The organism is Bradyrhizobium sp. OK095, from assembly GCF_900109945.1.
Lineage (GTDB): Bacteria > Pseudomonadota > Alphaproteobacteria > Rhizobiales > Xanthobacteraceae > Bradyrhizobium.
On record NZ_FOBX01000003.1, the window covers coordinates 181,673 to 198,893 of the forward strand.

Sequence of the window (17,221 nt, forward strand, 5' to 3'; positions counted from 1 at the left end):
CAAGAAGCGGAGCGGGCGGATGGATCGTCTCAAGCTGAAAGCCGTGCTCGGCAGTCACCCCCACGTCCAGGCGGTGAAGAGCGGCGCGCTCCGCTCCGACCTTTTCGATCTCGATTTCATCGAGTATACGCCGACCAACACCGCGTTCAAGCCGATGGTGCGCGAGCAGGCATTTGATGTTTGCGAGATGGCGATCGTCACCTATCTGATGGCGAAGGCGCACGGCAAGCCGCTGGTGTTGCTGCCCGCGACTATGATGGGCCGCTTCCAGCATTCCTACGCGCTCTACAACCCCGCGCGTGGAACACTCGGGCCGTCCAATCTCGAAGGCAAGCGCGTCGGCATCCGCTCCTTCACGACAACCACAGGCGCCTGGATCAGGGGCATCCTCGCCAACGATTACGGCGTCAATCTCGACAGGATCAAATGGGTGACGTTCGAGGATCCGCATGTCGCCGAATATGTCGACAGCACCGAACGCGCGCCAAAGGACAAGAAGGTCTTGCAGATGCTGATCGACGGCGAACTCGATGCCGTGCTCGGCGAGACGTCTAACGATCCCAAGCTGAAGTCGCTATTCCCTGATCCCGCAGCGGAAGCCGCCAAATGGTACGCTCGCCGCGGTGTCGTGCCGGTCAATCATCTCGTGGTCGTGACCGAGCAGCTCGCGAAATCGCGCCCTGATGTGGTCGCGGGCGTTTATGATTTGCTCAAGCAGAATAGGGAGCAAGCGGGACCGGCGACAATTCCTGACCTCGTTCCGTTTGGGATCGAAGCCAACAGGAAGCCACTCGAGCTGATCGTCGACTACGCTTTCCAGCAGGCGCTGATCCCGCGCCGCTATGCGGTCGACGAGCTATTCGACGAGACGACACGAGGATTGAAGTGATGGCGGATCCGAAGCGATGGCAGATCGGGCTGATTGGCTACGGTGAGGTCGGCAGGATCCTGGCGGAGGATTTGCGCCAGCAGGACATCAAGGTCTCAGCCTTCGACATCAAGCTCGGAGGCGAGCAGGGTGCTGCGCTGAAGGAGCATGCGGCGAAGTTTGGCGTAGCGCTTGCTGCGTCTCACGCCGAGCTGACCGCGAAATCCGACTTCATCATCTCCGCCGTCACGGCGAGCCAAGCCGTTTCTGTCGCAAAGGCCTGTGCGGCCGCGATCAACCAGGGCACCTGGTTCCTCGATTTCAACTCGGCCTCTCCCGGTGCCAAGCAGCGCGCTGCCGCGCTGATCGACGGCGCCGCCGGACGTTATGTCGAGGGTGCCGTGATGACCTCGGTGCCGCCTTATCGCATCAAGGTGCCACTGCTGCTCGGCGGCCCCGGCGCCCGTGAACTCGAGCCGATGCTCAACGCGATCGGCTTTGCGGCCAAGGTTGCCAGCGACAAGCTCGGTGTTTCATCCGCCGTGAAGATGTGCCGCAGCATCATGATCAAGGGCCTGGAGGCCATGGTCATCGAGAGTTTTACCACCGCACGCGCCTATGGCGTCGAGGACGCGGTGCTGGCTTCGCTGACGGAGACCTTTCCCACGATCAATTGGGAGAAGCAGGGCGCCTATTTCTTCCAGCGCGTGATCGAGCACGGTCGTCGTCGCGCCGAGGAAGTCCGCGAGGTCGCCGAGACCGTGCGCGAGGCGGGGCTGACGCCGTGGTCGGCGCAAGGCACGGCCGAGCGTCAGGCCTGGGTGGCCGATCTCGCCGACGAAGGCTTGTTCGGACCTAAGGGAACGAAGGAGTTCGCCCGCAGCGCCGACTGGCGCACCGAGGCGGATCGGATCCTGGCGAAGATCAAGCGCTGAGAGGTAGCGCGCGGCTTCAGGTCAGGACCGTGCCGCGATAGTTCAGGACTTCACCACGTGCTTGCTCGATCAGGTCGATCAGAGCCCTGGATTTGCGGACGAGTTGGTCCGTAGCCGGTTGCAGACGAAATTCGGCGAGCACCGCCCGGATGCATTTGGCTGCGGCGTCGAGGGTCCAGAGTGCGCGGGTCATGTCGCCCTGCGTCTGGATCGCCGACAGATCCAGATCCGACAGAACGTGGCCGATGCCGTCGAGCCGATTTGCGGCGGCGTCGGCGGGCGTGCTGGCCCGCATGGAATAATAATCGATGCTGCTGAATGCGCTGAACATACTGATACTCCCCATTGAACGCTGATCAGTGCAGGTCCTAAGTATGGTCAGCGGGGACCGACTCGCAACGCGTTGAGCTACGGACCGGGATTCTACCGGACCCGGGTGGGGCCGAGATCAGCGGTAAAATCGGATGGGAACTTCAGCTGCGCTTCCCCACAATCTTACCGTTGGAGGCGACCAGCCTGCCTCCTTTGTAGACGGCGCGCCCCTGCGGAACCGCGACGACAGCCTCGGGAACATGTTCCGCATCCAGCGTCACGAAATCGGCCTTGGCCCCGACGCGGAGGCCGTAGCCCTCGAGCCGGAGCGCTTTTGCGCCGGCTGCGGTGACGACATCGAACGCGGCGCGCAGCTCCTCGTCGATATTGAAACCGGAGCGATAGCCGAGCGTGGTTGCCCGGCGCAGCATGTCGCCGTCGCCATAGGGCCACCAGGAATCGCGGATGTTGTCGTTGCCGCTGAAGACGGTGACGCCGGCGTTACGCAGAGCCAGGATCGGCGGGAAGGGCCGGGCCCCCGGCGCATTGGTCATGATCGCGACGCCGGAGCGCGCGAGTATCTCCGCAATCTTCTTGAGGTAGTCTGCCGAGATATCGCCAAGCCCGTAAGCGTGGCTGATGGCGACACGACCCTCCATGCCGAGCGTGCGCGTGCGCGCTGCGATCTGCTCGATCTCGAAGGCGCCGAGCGTGCCCATGTCGTGCAGATGAATGTCGACATCGACACCGTGCTTGCTGGCGACGCCGAACACGATGTCGAGATGCTTTTCGACATCGCGGTCGAAGCTGGCGGGATCGAGCCCGCCGACGAGATCGGCGCCGAGGCCGATGGCTTCGTCCAGCAATTGCGGCGTGCCCGGGCTCGCGAGGATGCCGCTCTGGGGGAAGGCGACGAGCTGGATGTCGATCAGGCCCTTGTACTCCTCGCGCACGCGCAAAATCGTCTCGAGCGATTTCAGGCCGACCGAGCCGTCGACCATGACATGACTGCGCATCTGCGTGGTGCCGTGGGCGATGCAGAGGTCGAGCTGGTTGCGCGCTCGCACGTCCATCGGCGCAGCCTCGGCCAAGTTTTGGGCCTGGAAAGCCACGCGTTCATGCACGTCAAAACCGTTGGTGCAGGGCTTGTGCGGGCGCCAGGCGTCGCCATAGAAGCTGGTGTCGAGATGGATGTGGCCCTCGACGAAGCCGGGAACGACGAGGGCATTGTTGAGGTCGACGGTCTCGGCGCCCGCGGGCAGCTCGTTGGCAGGCGTGATGGCGGCGATACGGCCAGCCTTGACCGCGATGTGATGACGGGCTCCGCCGTCAAAGCGCGCGTTCAGGAAGATTGTGTCGAAGGCCATCCGGTCCGTCCTCCCTTGGTCGATCGAAAGCTACTCAGCTCCGGGGGCTGAACAGCGTGGGCCGCTGCCGCTCGAACGTCTGCCGGCCGCTCTTGAAGCCCATCACGATATCCGGCAGCTCGGCGATGGCAAAGCGGCTGTCTTGTGTGTCGAGCACGATGAGATCGGCGGGGTTGCCGATTTTGATGCCGTAATCCCCGAGGTTCATCAGCCGCGCCGGCAGTTCGGTCACGAGATCGAGGCAGGTGTCGAAGTCGTTGACGGAGGCGTGGGCGACGTTGGCGTAGAAGTTCGCCATCCGCAGCAGCGAGGCATCGCCGAACGGCGTGAAGGGGTTGAGCACGTTGTTGGTCGCGACCGAGCAGAGCACGCCGTTGTCGACGAGCTTGTGCGCGGGCGTCAGCCCGCGCGGCGCGTTGTGGGTGGCGTCGCGCCCCATCAGGTAGAGATCGGTCGCGGGCAGCACGGTGACGGCGACGCCGGCTTTCGCCAGTTGCGCGGTGGCAGCCTTCATCCGCTCCGGCGGTAGTGCCGAGAGTTTTGTGGCATGGCCGATCGCGACGCGCCCCTGATAGTTGCGCCGCTCGGTCTGCCGGCAGACTTCGTCGAGATGCCACCAGGAGGGATCGAGATCGAAGTCGAGATGGAGGTCGACGTCGATGTCGAATTCTTGGGCGAGATCGAAGATTCGTGCGAGATGCGCGTTGGGGTCGGTGTCGGTATAGGGGCAGCCGCCGATCACCTCGCCGCCGTCGCGCAGCGCCTGGATCAGAAGCTCCTCAGCTCCGGGGTCGTTGGTCAGGCCTTCTTGCGGGAAGACGCAGAGCGATAGGTCGAGCGCCCAGGCATAGTCGTGTTTCAGTGCCTTCACGGCCTCGAAGCTGCGCAAGCCGATGCGCGGATCGATCTCGACATGGGTGCGCATGCGTGTTGTGCCGTGCACGATCGCCCGCTCGATCACCTTGGCGCCGCGCGCATGGACATCGTCGACGCTGAAGTCCCGCTTCATCGCCGACACGGCGCGGATGGCATCGCCGAGACTGCCGTGATTGTGCTCGCAGCGGTCGAGCAGGCAGGCCTTGTCGAGATGGATGTGGGTGTCGACGAAGCCGGGCAGGGCGAGGTGACCGCCGACATCGATCTCGACGGCCTCGCAGGCGAGATGCGGCTCGATCGCCGCGATCCGGCCGTCCTTTACGCCGATGTCGACGGGGGCGGCGGATGATCGCAACAGGGCGTTGCGGAAGATCAGGTCGAAGGCAGGCTGGGCGGTCATGGCAATGGATCTTCAGAGGTTCAGTTCTGCGGCAATGTAGCTGGGGATGTGTTCAATTTATATGCATGATTTTTCCGGTGTGGACGGTAGTATTTCGCAAATTCCTCCGGGAGATACAGTCATGTCCGCAGCCGTGAAAAGTGAAAGCGCGTCCTTGTCGGATGCCGGGATCGTCGAAGCCTATCTCACGGCCTCGATGATTCCCGATCCCGATGCCGCGGCAGCCTACATGAAGCCGGGCACGGTGATCACGTTTACCGGCGGGCGCGAGTTCGACCACCCGCGCGGCCCGACCGGCTTCAACGCCAAGCGCTATCGCTGGGTCAAGAAGAAGATGGACCGCTTCGACGTCTGCCCGGGCGCGGACGAGACCGTCGTCTACAGCGTCGGCACGCTCTATGGCGAATGGATGGATGGTACGCCGTTCGAGGGCAACCGCTATGTCGATCGCTTCGTCGTCAGGAGCGGGCAGATCGTCAAGATGGATGTCTGGAACGACAGCGCCGAACGCATCCTGGTGCAGCGGGGCATCGAGGCGTAAGGGCGATCTCGTCGCTTGAGCCGGGCTGTTTCTGCAGAGACGAACTGCCGGTCATCATATCGAAAGCCGCGATAGCTGATAGACGCAGGCTGGTCTGGCGGCTGGGGCGCGCCTGCGCTATCAACCATTCGATTGCGCCCGGCACGGAGGCGCGTTCTCCCCGGGAGCCCCCAATGCGTCTACCCACACTTATCCTGGCCCTGGCCTGTCTTGCGGGCGCAGCGTCAGCCGAAGACCTGTCGGGCACGCTCCAGAAGGTCAAGGAGACGAAGAAGATCACGCTGGGCTATCAGGAGGCGTCCGTGCCCTTCAGCTATCTCGACGGCAATCAGAAGCCGGTCGGCTTTGCCATGGATATCTGCCTTAGGATCGTCGATGCCGTGAAGAAGCAGCTCGGCATGCCCGACATCGCCGTCGACTATCTCGCCGTGACCTCGTCGAACCGCATTCCCTTGATGGTCAACGGCACGCTCGATCTGCACTGCTCGGCCACCACCAACAATGCCGACCGTCAGAAGCAGGTCGCCTTCACCAACACGCATTTCCTCAGCGCGACCCGGTTCGCGGCCAAGAAGGCCGCCAAGATCAACACCATCGACGATCTCAAGGGCAAGTCGGTTACGGCAGTGGCGGGATCGGTTAACCTGACCCAGCTCGCCAAGGTCAACACCGAGCGCAATCTCGGCATCAAAATCATGCCGGCCGTGGATCAGGCCGAGGCCTTCCTGTTGCTGGAGACCGACCGCGCCCAGGCCTATGCGCTCGACGACGTTCAGCTCGCAGTCGCGATCGCGCGCTCGAAGGAGCCCGCGCTGTTCATGATCAGCGAGGAGACCTTTTCGAAGGCCGAGCCGTTCGGGATCATGCTGCGCCGGGAGGACGCGCCGTTCAAGGCGCTGGCCGATCGTGCGACGGCCGAGCTTTACGCGAGCCCGGAGATCGAGGTGTTCTACAAGCGATGGCTGGAATCGCCGACGCCGCCGAATGGCCTCAACTACAACGTCCCGATGTCGGCGGCCCTGCGCAACGCCTTCAAGAAGCCGAGCTCGAGCTTCGATCCTGACGTCTACGTGGTGAACTGAGGCGAGAGGCTAGCGTGTTCGCGGCGTATCGAGCAATTGGCCGGCCAAGCCTGCGCCGATCGCCGCGATCGCTGCCATCGCCAGCGCCCACGGCACGAACAGCCGATGGCCGATCAGCGCGCCGCTGATCAAGGGCGCGCTGATATTCGCGCCTGACATCAGCGACTGGTTGAGACCCATGATCATGCCCTGGCGGTTGATCGCAGTGCTTCGCGACAGCTCCACCGTCAGCGTGCTGCGGGCGAACATGGTGCCGACGATGATCAGTGTCAGCTCAAGCACGAGCAGGCTGATGCTGTTGCCGGCCGCGAGCCCCACAAATCCTAGACCCATGCAGACGAACGCCGCAATCACGATGCTGCGGTCGGAGGCAACGAGGTTCGCGCGAGTGATGAGCAGTCCCTGGACGATTATGTTGATGAAGCCGGCATAGGCAAACATCCAACCGAGCTCGCGCGCGCCGAAGGGGTGCCCATCCCATGAGAACCGCGCCGACAGGAACAGGCCGATCTGTGACAGGAACATCGAGTTGACGAAAAAGAACACGATCAGCAGGCCGAGGAGGCGCCAGGCGTAGCGCATGCCGAACAGGCCGCGCATCAGTGTCGGCTCAGGCACGCGATGCTGGTAGAGCGGCTCGGAGGCAGGGTGATCCGGCGGGAGCAGGGCGATCGTGGCAAAGATGCTGATCAGCGAGAGCGCGGCCGCAGCCCACACCGGCGCGGTCTGGCCGTAATGAACGAGGAAGCTCGAGAGCGCAGGGCCGAGCAGCAGCCCGGTGCCGATCGCGCCGCTGGTCATGCCGAGCGCCTGCTTGCGCGTCGCGGGCGCGCTGTGCTCGGCGGCATAGGCGTGCGCGACCGAGATGTTGCCTGATGTCAGGCCGTCGATGATGCGCGCCAGGAACACCAGCGTCAGATTGCCGGCGAGCGCGAGCAGCACGAACCCGATCAGCGTTCCGATCTGGCTGACCACCAAAACCTTCCGTCGCCCGTAGCGGTCCGAGAGCATGCCGACCACGGGGCCGGCGACGAGCTGGCAGACGGCATAGACCGAGATCAGGGCGCCGAGCAGGAACGGCGTCGCGCCGAGCCGCTGCGAATAGAAGGGGAGGAGCGGCAGGATGATCCCCATCCCGGTCGCATCCACGGCCACGACGACGAAGGTGGGGATCAGCGTCAGCGTGCTCTCGCCCGCTATTGCCTCCCGTGCCTCGGTCGTGGAACCCGGTCCCATCTGATTTATCCTCGTTCGCTTTTGCGTGATCAGCGCGATACGGCGGATTATATAGTTGCAGACTAATAGTTCGTGTCCTATCTAATTTGCATGGCACCCTCGCAAGGCTTTATCCACGCCGAACTCGGCCGGCTCATCGCGCGACTGGCCCGAATCTGGCGCCGCGAGTCGGATCAGGCGCTGTCCGATCACGGCCTGTCCTATGCGACCGCGATCCCGCTGCTGGTGCTGTCGCGCCAGGGCGAGACCGTGCGGCAGGGGGTGCTTGCCGACGAGCTCGGCATCGAGGGTCCGTCGCTGGTCCGGCTGATCGATCTGCTCCAGGCCGAGGGTCTGGTTGAACGCCGCGAGGACCCAACCGATCGCCGTGCCAAAACGCTCCATCTGACCAAGGCGGGCGAGGCCAAGGTCGAGGAGACCAACCGGGTGCTGCGCCGTGTGCGGGCCAGCCTGCTGAAGGATATCGGCGCAGACGAACTTGCGATAACCTTCGAGACGCTCCAGCGCATCGAGCAGCGGGCCAGTCGCCTGCAGGACTCCAAGGCTGGTCCAGAGGCGAAATAGTCATGCGCGCAGGTGAGCCGTTCCTGGTCCGCCATGCGGACCTCATTTTTGCTTTGAAGACGTTTGCGGCGTCGATGCTGGCGCTCGTCATTGCGCTGGCCATGGATTTGCCGCGGCCCTATTGGGCGATGGCGACGGTCTACATCACCTCGCAGCCGCTGGCGGGCGCGACCAGCTCAAAAGCCTTCTTTCGTGTGATGGGCACGCTGGCCGGCGCGACCATGACGGTGGCGCTGGTGCCGAACCTGATCAACGCGCCGGAATTGCTCTGCCTCGCCATCGCGCTCTGGGTCGGGCTCTGCCTCTATCTGTCCCTGCTCGACGGCACGCCGCGTAGCTACGTCTTCATGCTGGCCGGATACACGGTGGCGCTGATCGGCTTTCCCGCGGTGTCGGAGCCGGGCGCCATCTTCGACACCGCGGTATCGCGGGTCGAGGAGATCTCGCTCGGCATCATCTGCGCCAGTCTCGTCTCGACCATCTTCTTCCCCCGCAGCGTTGGACCTGCGGTCGCAAGCCGCGTCGATCTCTGGCTGGCTGATGCGCGTCGCCTCAGCCAGGCCGTGCTGTTGCGCGAGGGTACCAGCGAAGCCCGCCGCCCCAGGCGCCTCAAGCTTGCGACCGACATTGTCGAGATCGACACGCTCTCCACCCATCTCGCCTATGACCGCCTGACCGACCGCAATGCCGTGACGGGCCTCAGCGAAATCCGGCTGCGCATGCTGATGCTGTTGCCGGTGATCGCCTCGCTGGAGGACCGGCTGGCGGCGTTAGGGGAGGAGGCGCTGCGCCGGCAGCCGGAGCTGAAGCGCCTTCTGGAAGACCTAGCGCAATGGATCACGAGCGACGTTGGCGCCCGTCAGCCCGCCGAGCGCATCCGCGTCATGATCGCGGACCAGCAAGCGGTGCTCGATGACAGCGCCGATTGGGAGCGGATCATCACCACCAGCCTGTTGTCGCGGCTGCGCGAACTGGTCGACCTCTCGCGCGACTGTCGTGCACTGACCGAGGCGATAGCCGAGGGCCGCGATATCTCAACACGCGATCTCGCCTTTCATTCCGAAGCCGGCGCCGCGCCCGTGCGCCACAGGGATCGTGGCCTTGCATTGTGGTCGGCAGCAGGTGCTGCCACGGCCATTCTGATCTGTTGCGCATTCTGGATCGGCACCGGTTGGCCGGACGGCGCCTCGGCGCCGATGATGGCGGCGGTCGCCTGCTCGTTCTTCGCAGCCCAGGACGAGCCCGCGCGCTTCATCCGCAGCTTCGGCCTGTGGTCGCTGGTCGCTATTGTGATCGTCGCAATCTATCTGTTCGCGCTGGTGCCTGCGATCTCTCATCTCGAAGTCCTGATCGTCGCGCTGGCGCCGACCTTTCTGCTCTATGGCTTCCTGATCGGCCGGCCGGCCACGGCGGGTACCGGGATGGCGCTCGCGGCCAATACCGCGACCCTGCTCGCGATTCAGTCGACCTACAGCGCGGACTTTGCGTCCTATGCCAATTCCGCCGTCGCCTTCTTCATCGGCGTCGCCATCGCCGAGCTGGTGACGCGGATCGCGCGCGGCGTCGGCGCCGAGTGGATCGCCAATCGCCTGGTGCTGTCGAGCTGGATCACGATCGCGGTCGCCGCCGAACGACGCGGCAAGCGCGATCGCGCGGAATTCGCAGGTCTGATGCTGCACCGCCTCGGGCTTTTGGTGCAGCGTATCGCCTTCCTGTCCGAGAGCGATCGCCGCGACACCGACAGCCTCGTCCAGCTCCGCATCGGCATCAACATCATCGATTTGCGCCGCGCACGCTATGGCCTTGCGGCGTCCACCATCGCCGTGATCGACGACATGCTCGACCGGCTCGCCATCGCCTGCCGTAGCTATGCGGGGGCGGGAATGCCGGCCGCGCTGCTGACAAGCGTCGACCGGGCGCTGGCCCAGGCCGTGAAAGATCCAAATGACATCGCGCGCGAAGACGCCCTGATCGGTCTGGTCGGCATCCGTCGCGGCCTGTTCCCGGACGCGCCGGCCTATCGGCCGCGCGCAGAGAGTGTCGCGGCATGAGATATGTGATCGACATCTATGGCGTGCTGGTGCCGGCGCTGCTGCTGTGGATCATCGTCGCCTATGTGCTGAGCGCGCTTGTGCGCCGGCTGATGCAGCGCTTTGACCTCTACCGGCTGGTCTGGCACCGCGCGCTGTTCGACTTTTCGATGTTCGTTTGCCTTCTCGGTGGCGTCGTCTATCTCTCGGAGTTTTTGTCATGAAGGGGAATTTCGCCTGGCTAGGCCGCCTTGCGCTGACCGTGCTCGCCGTCATCGCCGCGCTTGCCGTCGGCCGCGAGCTCTGGGTCTACTATATGGAGCAGCCCTGGACCCGCGACGGCCGCGTGCGCGCCGACGTGGTGCAGGTCGCGCCCGATGTGTCCGGATTCGTCACCGAGGTGCTGGTCAAGGACAACCAGAAGGTCCACCGCGGCGCCGTGCTGTTCCGAATTGACCGCGAGCGCTTTGCGCTGGCGCTGCGGCAGGCCGATGCGTCGGTCGCCGGCCATCAGGCCACGCTCGATCAGGCCAACGCCGATCTGAAGCGCTACAGTGCACTGACGACCGACGCTGTCTCGCAGCAGAAGCAGGAGCAGGTGCTCGCCACCCAGCTCCAGGCCAAGGCGTCGTTCGATGCGGCTGTCGCCGACCGCGCGGTCGCCCAGCTCAATCTCGACCGCAGCCAGGTCCATGCCTCCGTGAACGGCGTCATCACCAACATGGATCTACGCCCTGGTGCCTACGTCTCGGCCGGGAAGGGCGTGATGGCACTCGTCGACACCGACACGCTGCATGTCGAAGGCTATTTCGAGGAAACAAAACTCGCGCGCATCCGCGTTGGCGACAAGGTGCAGGTGCGCCTGATGGGTGAGAAGATCACGCTGTCAGGCCGCGTCGAGAGCATCGCCGCCGGCATCGAGGACCGCGACCGCGCCGAAGGCGCCAGCATGCTCGCCAACGTCAACCCGACTTTTAGTTGGGTGCGGCTGGCCCAGCGCGTGCCGGTGCGGATCGCGCTGGATCCCGGTCCCGACACAGTGTCGCTTGTGGCCGGCCGCTCGGCGACGGTGGAGGTGCTGAACTAGCCGGGGGCGCATGATTGTGCCCTCTCCCCCTGTGGGAGAGGGCATCTCCGCTAGTTGATACGCACTCACTTGGGTGAGGGGTATGTCTCCGCAGATAGAGACCCCTCATCCGGCGCTTCGCGCCACCTTCTCCCACAAGGGGAGAAGGGAAGAAAGCGCTGCGTCGCCTGGCGCCGCTTCGCTCAAGCGTTCGAATATTTCTTCAGCTCAAACCGCGCAATCTGGTTCCTGTGAACCTCATCCGGTCCATCCGCGAGCCGCAGCAACCGCGCCGTCGCATAGGCCTGCGTCAGTCCGAAATCATTCGACGTGCCGCCGCCGCCATGCGCCTGGATCGCCCAGTCGATGACCTGGCAGGCCATGTTGGGCACGGCGACCTTGATCATCGCGATCTCGGCTTTCGCGACCTTGTTGCCGACCGTGTCCATCGCATAGGCGGCGTTCAGCGTCAGCAGGCGGGCCTGCTCGATCATGATGCGGGCCTCCGCGATGCGCTCCTGCGTTACCGTCTGCTCGGACACCGGCTTGCCGAAGGCGACGCGGCTGCGCACGCGGCGGCACATCTTTTCCAGCGTGCGTTCGGAGAGCCCAATCAGCCGCATGCAGTGATGGATGCGGCCGGGGCCGAGGCGGCCCTGCGCGATCTCGAAACCGCGGCCTTCGCCGAGCAGCATGTTCTCCTTGGGGACCCGCACATTGGTGAAGATCACTTCGGAGGCCCGATCAGGCACGCCGTAGAAGCCGAACACGGGCAGGGGACGTTTCACCTCGATGCCCGCTGTGTTCATCGGCACCAGGATCATCGATTGCTGCTTGTGGCGGTCGGCATTGTCAGGATCGGTCTTGCCCATGAAGATACAAATCTTGCAGCGCGGATCGGTCGCGTTCGTCGTGTACCATTTGCGGCCGTTGATGACGTAATGGTCGCCGTCGCGCACGATCGAGCTTTCGATGTTGGTCGCGTCCGACGATGCGACCGCAGGTTCGGTCATGGCGAAGCAGGAGCGGATTTCGCCTGCGAGCAGCGGCTTCAGCCAGCGCTCCTTGTCCTCTTGCGTGCCGTAGCGCTCAAGCACCTCCATGTTGCCGGTGTCGGGGGCCGAGCAGTTGAACACTTCGGGCGCCAGATGCGAGCGGCCCATCACCTCGCAGAGCGGGGCATATTCGAGATTGGTGAGGCCCGCGCCGTGGCTGGACTGAGGCAGGAACAGATTCCAGAGACCCTCGGCGCGCGCGAGCGGCTTCAGCTCCTCGACGACGGGATAGACTTTCCACGGCCCAAGCTCTTCCGCCTCGCGATAGAAGCGCTCCTCGTTCGGATAGATGTGCCGGTCCATGAAGCTCTCGAGCTTGCGCTTGAGCTCGACGACTTTTGGCGACATCGGGTAGAGCATCTGGGTCTCCTGTGGATAGATCAACGCCAACCTCTGCGGCCGGCTGGACTAGAATCGCGCCGGCGATCTCGCGGCATGGGGTCGCATTTTTCATCAATTGGTCTGTCGCAACTTGCGTCAGAGCCGGCCTGTTGCGTCGCGATATTAACGGTCATTCACAAGCTGTCTTGCGTCGTGCGGCGATTGAGAAGCGAGCAAGGCAACAAGAAGCAACAAACAGCAACTGTTGCTTTCACGGTACTGGCTATTCAACGCGCCGTGCCTAAGATCAGCCTCAATTAGAAGCGGGGGGCTGCAATCATGATCATACAAGGGGACTTTGGACGCGCATCCATGCGGATCGCTCGCCTTTAGTTCGCCCATCGACGAGCCGGGAGCGCTTTGTCCTAGATTGCGTCCCGGCTCTGCCAACAACCAGGAATTTCTATTCGCCGATCCCCAGCGTTCGTGATCGCTGGTTTCGTGCGTTCAAAGACGAGCAGGAGCTTGACCGCAAGGCTGCGATCACGCGTTCTATCTAAGATAGATTAAAGTAAATGCATCAATTCAAGATTTAGAAGGAAATGGACACCAACATGCACGCACATTCAGAACGTTCGGTAACTCTCCGCCGTGGACTCGCCGCCGCTGTTGCAGTGACGAGCGCGGTCATCACTTCACCCGTTCTCGCCGGCGGTCCGCTGCCTGCACCCGTCGTCTCGTGGAGCGGCTTCTACGCCGGTGTCCATGGTGGCTGGGGATGGGGCAAGAGCGAGTTTCGCGACCCGCTCAACAGTCCCGCCAACAATCCGTTCTTTGCGTACTTCAACGGGCCGCTCGCCGGCGGGCAGCTCGGTTACAACTGGCAGCAGGGCAACTACGTCCTCGGTGCGGAGATCGACGGCTCCTGGTCCTTCGTGAAGGGCAACACCAGCACCAGTCCCATTATCACGTCGAGCACCGCTAACGGGGTTGGCTACACCGGGTTCGCGACCGCGACGGGACGCCTTGGCTACGCATCGGACCAATGGCTCGCTTATGTGAAGGGCGGTGCGGCCTACGCCCGCATGGAGCTCTCGTCGAGGTTCACCGCAGATCTCACCAACTACAATCGAGAGCTGTTCGGAGCTGTGGGCGGCGTCGGGTTGGAGATCGCCTTCCTGCGCAACGTCTCCGCCAAGGTCGAATACAACGCGATCTACCTCCCTGCAGAGACGCTCCACTGGGTGAGCGCGAACACGACGTCCGAGATCAAGCATTTCGTTCAGATCGTGAAGGCCGGCATCAACGTGCACTTCAACGGCGACGGCGGCATCCCGCGTTAATCCCCCCGCACATCGAAACAGCATTCACCAGAAATTTCGGAGGCAACATCATGTCCATCACGTCCCTGAACCGCCAGTTCGTTCGCCGCGCCGCGCAGACGATCGTCGCAACCGCCGGCCTCTCCATCCTGATCGCAGCGCCGAGCCACGCCGCCGCTCCCGTCGAGTACGTCAAGGTCTGCTCGTTGTTCGGCGCCAGCTTCTATTACATTCCAGGCACCGACACCTGCACCAACGCCGGCCAGACCGTGACCAACCAGTTCGACATCGCGCGTGCGCAGACACGCGCCTCGACCGGCACGGCGATGGCCGCATCGCTCGTCGCGCCGTGGCTTCCGACCGGCACGAACTACGCGGTCTCGACCCACTGGGCGACCTATGACGGCCAGCACGCCGCGGGCTTCTCGGGCCTGGTGCGGGTCTCCGGCAATTTCGTGTTCTCGGGTGGCTTCTCGCTCGGCCTGGACAAGGGAAACCTCACGTCCCTCAGCAATCGGACTGCGACGGAGAACGGCGTAGCGATCCCGGCGCAATCGTGGAGTGACGTCCGTGGCCTCGGCCGCGCCGGCTTCATGTACGCCTGGTGAAACACGCGACATTCGCTCCGAAATTCATTCTGATATTTTGAAAGATCATCTCATGACAATCTCCCTCCCGCGATCGGCGCGCCTCCTTCTCTCCTGTGCCGCTGCCGTCACCACGCTTCTCTCGATCGTGCCGCTCTCCGCCACGTCTGCGAACGCTGCCGATATGACCGTGAAGGCTCCGGTCGTCGCGCCGGTGCCGCTCTGGAACGGTTTCTATATGGGTGTTCACGGCGGCTATAGTGTCGGAAGCAGCCGTCTCGTCGACCCCGGCTTCTCGTTCGTGCCGGACCGCTTCACGATGGATACACGCGGCGCACTTGCGGGTGCGCAGGTCGGCGGCAACTGGCAGTTCAACAATCTCGTGGTCGGCGCCGAGCTCGATCTCTCTTGGGCGTCGATTCAGGGCAGTATGCCCGCAGATCCCACGAATGCCCCGAGGACCGGCTTTGCGGTGTCGTACCACGCCCTCGCGACGGGCACTGCTCGCATCGGCTACGCGTTGGACGACGTGCTGCTCTACGCCAAGGGCGGCGTTGCATGGGCCAATGTTGCCTACCAGGCCCTCACGCTCTCGCCTGTTCCGATTGACATCAATCACCAGCGGACCGGTTTGACCGGCGGCGTCGGCCTTGAATACGCGCTGACGAACAATCTCTCGGCGCGGTTGGAATACGACTATCTGTATTTCGGTCCGGCTGCGATCTCACTGTTGACAAGGATCAGCACCCAGAACGTCGACCATGAGCTGCACCTCCTGAAGCTCGGCGTGAACTACCGCTTCAACGGCGATGTCATCGTTGCTCGTTACTGAGCCGCGCCACCGTCACTGATTGGAGACAAATATGTGGAAGCAAATCAACGCGACACGAGACGTCCTTGGACGTCACCTGTACGCCATTCTTGCGACTGCTGCTCTGGTTCTGGCGATCCCGACGCCGGGCCTGGCTGCGGTCGAGTACGAAAAGGTCTGCTCGCTCTACGGCGCCGGCTTTTTCTACATACCGGGTACCGACACCTGCGTGAACGCGGCGCAGACTGTGCAGAGTCAGTTCGATCTTGCGCGCCAGATGACCCGGGCGGCGACAGGAACGGCGATGGCGACTTCGCTCGTCAATCCGTTCCTGCCCGATGGGACCAACTACGCGATCTCGACCCACTGGGCCGTGTTCGACGGACAGCATGCCGCCGGTGTCGTCGGAATGATCAGGATCCAGGGAAACCTGTCACTGACCATGGGCATCGCGTTCGGTCTCGACCGTGGCAGCCTGACATCTACATCCAACAGGACCGTGACGGAGTTTGGCGTTGCGCTCCCGGCGCAGTCGTGGAGCGACGTGCGGACACTTGGACGGGTTGGCCTCCAGTATTCCTGGTAGGCCGGCGCTGAGGAGCCTTAACGCGAAGGTGCCGTCCGGACGATCTTCATCACGTCCGGGCGGCGCAGCATCCTTTGTGCGCAGGGAAGGCGGCCTAGCCGATTTCGAGATAGTCCGGCCCGGGCAGATTCGGGAAAGGCGCCGTCGGCAGCGTCTGGTACCAGAACGCGACCGAGGCGATGTCGTCCTGCAACGGAAGATATTTTCCGTCCCTAGCGCCGGGTAGCCAGCCCAGCGCCTGGATCGTCACGCGCAGATCGCTCTGGAAGCGGACGGGGTCGGGGATGTGCCAGCGATACAGGCCAAAGCGCTGCTGCGACCTGTAGACTCCGTCGGGGCGGATCACCTGCGGCAGGCCGGCATAGGGCGTGGTGAATTCCAAATAGCGGGATTGCCCCTGACCGGCATGCGCGACATGGGGATCGAAATTATAGGCGCCGCAAAAGTAATCCTCGGTGCCGGTGCCGCAGATGGTCGGGAATGTGCCGTCGCCGTCGATGAAGAACTTGATCTCGCCTTCGCCCCACCAGCCATTGTTGTTGACGCCCCAGGCCATGTAGGTGCCGACATAATGGCCCGCGCCCTTGACACCATCGAGGATGGTGTAGACCTCCTTGTAAGGCAGCGGATTGGTGCGCCGGAACTGCGCGTGAAAGTAGGCGCAGTCCTCGGGAACATCGGTCAGGGTGTAGTTGATCTGATAGTAGACGGTCAGCTGCTCCTCGCTGCGGTTCTCCAGCGTGAAGCGCGCGCGTTTGCGGAACGGCATTTCCCAATAGCAGTTGAAGGCGCGGCCGGGATTGACGCAGACCGCGAGCGAGGAGACTTGCGCGAACTCTTCCCAACCGCAGGCGAAGAAATCGCCGGCCGGGCATTCCACGCTCGGATGTTCCTGGTCGTCCCAGTAGACGCGCAGAATGGAATGGCGGAGCCGTCCACGCGCCAGCGTCATCCAGATCTGCTGGATCGCGCCCTGGCCCTGGATGTCGGCGAGCGTAAAGGTCGTGCCGGGCTCGATCACGACATAGGGCGAGACCTTCCAGCCTTGTCCGAGGTCGCGGGCCTGACGCGCGGCGGGGCCGTCGACGGACATGCCGCCCTTGCCCTTTTCGCCCGAAAAGTTCTCGGGGCTGATCGAGCGCGTCTGCGCGTTCGACAGGCGCGACAGATTGCCGAGATGCAGGCCCAATCCGGAAAACGCCATGGTGTCCTCGATAAGGGGTTCGCGACGTCGAGATATATCGCGCCCGAATTGACCAAAA

17 protein-coding genes and 1 pseudogene are annotated in these 17,221 nt (G+C 63.5%); 12 read left to right on the top strand and 6 right to left on the bottom strand.

Features of this window, described 5'->3' with window-relative positions; translation table 11 throughout:
- Positions 1–19: 19 nt before the first annotated feature.
- Both BMW89_RS09780 and BMW89_RS09785 read left to right on the top strand, forming a co-directional pair.
- The gene (locus tag BMW89_RS09780; protein WP_092025113.1) at positions 20–889 is read left to right on the top strand and encodes a substrate-binding domain-containing protein; all 870 of its coding nucleotides are present in this window, start codon (positions 20–22) and stop codon (positions 887–889) included.
- Positions 889–1,803, top strand: coding sequence for a DUF1932 domain-containing protein (locus tag BMW89_RS09785; RefSeq protein WP_092025115.1), 915 nt, complete (start codon positions 889–891; stop codon positions 1,801–1,803). Before BMW89_RS09780 ends, BMW89_RS09785 begins: the two co-directional genes overlap by 1 nt.
- Before the next feature lie 16 nt (positions 1,804–1,819).
- Here BMW89_RS09785 and BMW89_RS09790 read toward each other — a convergent pair whose 3' ends face one another.
- The 3 genes from BMW89_RS09790 to BMW89_RS09800 form a co-directional block, all read right to left on the bottom strand.
- Positions 1,820–2,134, bottom strand: coding sequence for a hypothetical protein (locus BMW89_RS09790; RefSeq protein WP_092025116.1), 315 nt, complete (start codon positions 2,132–2,134; stop codon positions 1,820–1,822).
- A 142-nt stretch (positions 2,135–2,276) separates the two neighbouring features.
- The gene (locus tag BMW89_RS09795; RefSeq protein WP_092025119.1) at positions 2,277–3,482 is read right to left on the bottom strand and encodes an amidohydrolase family protein; all 1,206 of its coding nucleotides are present in this window, start codon (positions 3,480–3,482) and stop codon (positions 2,277–2,279) included.
- 34 nt (positions 3,483–3,516) lie between these two features.
- Complete coding sequence (locus BMW89_RS09800; RefSeq protein ID WP_092025121.1) at positions 3,517–4,758, bottom strand: amidohydrolase family protein; 1,242 nt, start codon at positions 4,756–4,758, stop codon at positions 3,517–3,519.
- A gap of 121 nt (positions 4,759–4,879) precedes the next feature.
- Between BMW89_RS09800 and BMW89_RS09805 the strand changes: the two genes are divergently transcribed.
- Both BMW89_RS09805 and BMW89_RS09810 read left to right on the top strand, forming a co-directional pair.
- Positions 4,880–5,299 (top strand): nuclear transport factor 2-like protein, encoded by a 420-nt coding sequence (locus BMW89_RS09805; protein ID WP_092025123.1) that lies wholly within the window; start codon positions 4,880–4,882, stop codon positions 5,297–5,299.
- Positions 5,300–5,472: 173 nt separating this feature from the next.
- The gene (locus tag BMW89_RS09810; protein ID WP_092025125.1) at positions 5,473–6,381 is read left to right on the top strand and encodes an amino acid ABC transporter substrate-binding protein; all 909 of its coding nucleotides are present in this window, start codon (positions 5,473–5,475) and stop codon (positions 6,379–6,381) included.
- Positions 6,382–6,390: 9 nt separating this feature from the next.
- Here the strand turns inward: BMW89_RS09810 and BMW89_RS09815 are convergent, their stop codons facing one another.
- A complete protein-coding gene (locus tag BMW89_RS09815; protein WP_092025127.1) occupies positions 6,391–7,617 on the bottom strand; it encodes an MFS transporter in 1,227 nt (408 codons plus the stop codon).
- Positions 7,618–7,707: 90 nt separating this feature from the next.
- Between BMW89_RS09815 and BMW89_RS09820 the strand changes: the two genes are divergently transcribed.
- The 4 genes from BMW89_RS09820 to BMW89_RS09835 are packed head-to-tail and all read left to right on the top strand — an operon-like array spanning position 7,708 to position 11,298.
- Positions 7,708–8,181, top strand: coding sequence for a MarR family winged helix-turn-helix transcriptional regulator (locus BMW89_RS09820; protein ID WP_177195990.1), 474 nt, complete (start codon positions 7,708–7,710; stop codon positions 8,179–8,181).
- Between the two features lie 2 nt (positions 8,182–8,183).
- A complete protein-coding gene (locus BMW89_RS09825; protein ID WP_092025131.1) occupies positions 8,184–10,232 on the top strand; it encodes an FUSC family protein in 2,049 nt (682 codons plus the stop codon).
- On the top strand, positions 10,229–10,435 hold the full coding sequence (locus BMW89_RS09830) for a DUF1656 domain-containing protein (protein WP_092025132.1): 207 nt from the start codon (positions 10,229–10,231) through the stop codon (positions 10,433–10,435). The genes BMW89_RS09825 and BMW89_RS09830 overlap by 4 nt, the downstream gene beginning before the upstream one ends.
- A complete protein-coding gene (locus BMW89_RS09835) occupies positions 10,432–11,298 on the top strand; it encodes an efflux RND transporter periplasmic adaptor subunit (protein WP_092025134.1) in 867 nt (288 codons plus the stop codon). Before BMW89_RS09830 ends, BMW89_RS09835 begins: the two co-directional genes overlap by 4 nt.
- Positions 11,299–11,480: 182 nt before the next feature.
- Here BMW89_RS09835 and BMW89_RS09840 read toward each other — a convergent pair whose 3' ends face one another.
- Positions 11,481–12,692, bottom strand: a complete 1,212-nt coding sequence (locus BMW89_RS09840; protein ID WP_092026249.1) for an acyl-CoA dehydrogenase family protein — start codon at positions 12,690–12,692, stop codon at positions 11,481–11,483.
- A gap of 575 nt (positions 12,693–13,267) precedes the next feature.
- Between BMW89_RS09840 and BMW89_RS09845 the strand changes: the two genes are divergently transcribed.
- From BMW89_RS09845 to BMW89_RS38685, 4 genes and pseudogenes are all read left to right on the top strand, one after another.
- On the top strand, positions 13,268–13,996 hold the full coding sequence (locus BMW89_RS09845) for an outer membrane protein (RefSeq protein WP_177195946.1): 729 nt from the start codon (positions 13,268–13,270) through the stop codon (positions 13,994–13,996).
- 50 nt (positions 13,997–14,046) lie between these two features.
- Positions 14,047–14,583, top strand: coding sequence for a porin (locus tag BMW89_RS09850; RefSeq protein WP_092025140.1), 537 nt, complete (start codon positions 14,047–14,049; stop codon positions 14,581–14,583).
- A gap of 52 nt (positions 14,584–14,635) precedes the next feature.
- Positions 14,636–15,394 carry an outer membrane protein gene (locus BMW89_RS09855; protein WP_092025142.1) on the top strand — a complete coding sequence of 253 codons (759 nt, stop codon included), beginning with the start codon at positions 14,636–14,638 and terminating at the stop codon, positions 15,392–15,394.
- A gap of 31 nt (positions 15,395–15,425) precedes the next feature.
- A pseudogene (locus tag BMW89_RS38685) lies at positions 15,426–15,606 on the top strand (porin); the annotation flags it as partial.
- A gap of 447 nt (positions 15,607–16,053) precedes the next feature.
- On the opposite strand, the gene BMW89_RS09865 reads toward BMW89_RS38685, so the two are convergent.
- Entirely contained in the window at positions 16,054–17,163 is a 1,110-nt protein-coding gene (locus BMW89_RS09865) for a glycoside hydrolase family 172 protein (RefSeq protein ID WP_092025145.1), read from the bottom strand.
- Between the last annotated feature and the right edge of the window lie 58 nt (positions 17,164–17,221).

Bases quoted from the DNA above. Each gene is read 5' to 3' on its own strand.
- BMW89_RS09780 (WP_092025113.1), top strand. From the start codon at position 20: ATGGATCGTCTCAAGCTGAAAGCCGTGCTCGGCAGTCACCCCCACGTC.
- BMW89_RS09785 (WP_092025115.1), top strand. From the start codon at position 889: ATGGCGGATCCGAAGCGATGGCAGATCGGGCTGATTGGCTACGGTGAG.
- BMW89_RS09790 (WP_092025116.1), bottom strand. From the start codon at position 2,134: ATGTTCAGCGCATTCAGCAGCATCGATTATTATTCCATGCGGGCCAGC.
- BMW89_RS09795 (WP_092025119.1), bottom strand. From the start codon at position 3,482: ATGGCCTTCGACACAATCTTCCTGAACGCGCGCTTTGACGGCGGAGCC.
- BMW89_RS09800 (WP_092025121.1), bottom strand. From the start codon at position 4,758: ATGACCGCCCAGCCTGCCTTCGACCTGATCTTCCGCAACGCCCTGTTG.
- BMW89_RS09805 (WP_092025123.1), top strand. From the start codon at position 4,880: ATGTCCGCAGCCGTGAAAAGTGAAAGCGCGTCCTTGTCGGATGCCGGG.
- BMW89_RS09810 (WP_092025125.1), top strand. From the start codon at position 5,473: ATGCGTCTACCCACACTTATCCTGGCCCTGGCCTGTCTTGCGGGCGCA.
- BMW89_RS09815 (WP_092025127.1), bottom strand. From the start codon at position 7,617: ATGGGACCGGGTTCCACGACCGAGGCACGGGAGGCAATAGCGGGCGAG.
- BMW89_RS09820 (WP_177195990.1), top strand. From the start codon at position 7,708: ATGGCACCCTCGCAAGGCTTTATCCACGCCGAACTCGGCCGGCTCATC.
- BMW89_RS09825 (WP_092025131.1), top strand. From the start codon at position 8,184: ATGCGCGCAGGTGAGCCGTTCCTGGTCCGCCATGCGGACCTCATTTTT.
- BMW89_RS09830 (WP_092025132.1), top strand. From the start codon at position 10,229: ATGAGATATGTGATCGACATCTATGGCGTGCTGGTGCCGGCGCTGCTG.
- BMW89_RS09835 (WP_092025134.1), top strand. From the start codon at position 10,432: ATGAAGGGGAATTTCGCCTGGCTAGGCCGCCTTGCGCTGACCGTGCTC.
- BMW89_RS09840 (WP_092026249.1), bottom strand. From the start codon at position 12,692: ATGCTCTACCCGATGTCGCCAAAAGTCGTCGAGCTCAAGCGCAAGCTC.
- BMW89_RS09845 (WP_177195946.1), top strand. From the start codon at position 13,268: ATGCACGCACATTCAGAACGTTCGGTAACTCTCCGCCGTGGACTCGCC.
- BMW89_RS09850 (WP_092025140.1), top strand. From the start codon at position 14,047: ATGTCCATCACGTCCCTGAACCGCCAGTTCGTTCGCCGCGCCGCGCAG.
- BMW89_RS09855 (WP_092025142.1), top strand. From the start codon at position 14,636: ATGACAATCTCCCTCCCGCGATCGGCGCGCCTCCTTCTCTCCTGTGCC.
- BMW89_RS09865 (WP_092025145.1), bottom strand. From the start codon at position 17,163: ATGGCGTTTTCCGGATTGGGCCTGCATCTCGGCAATCTGTCGCGCCTG.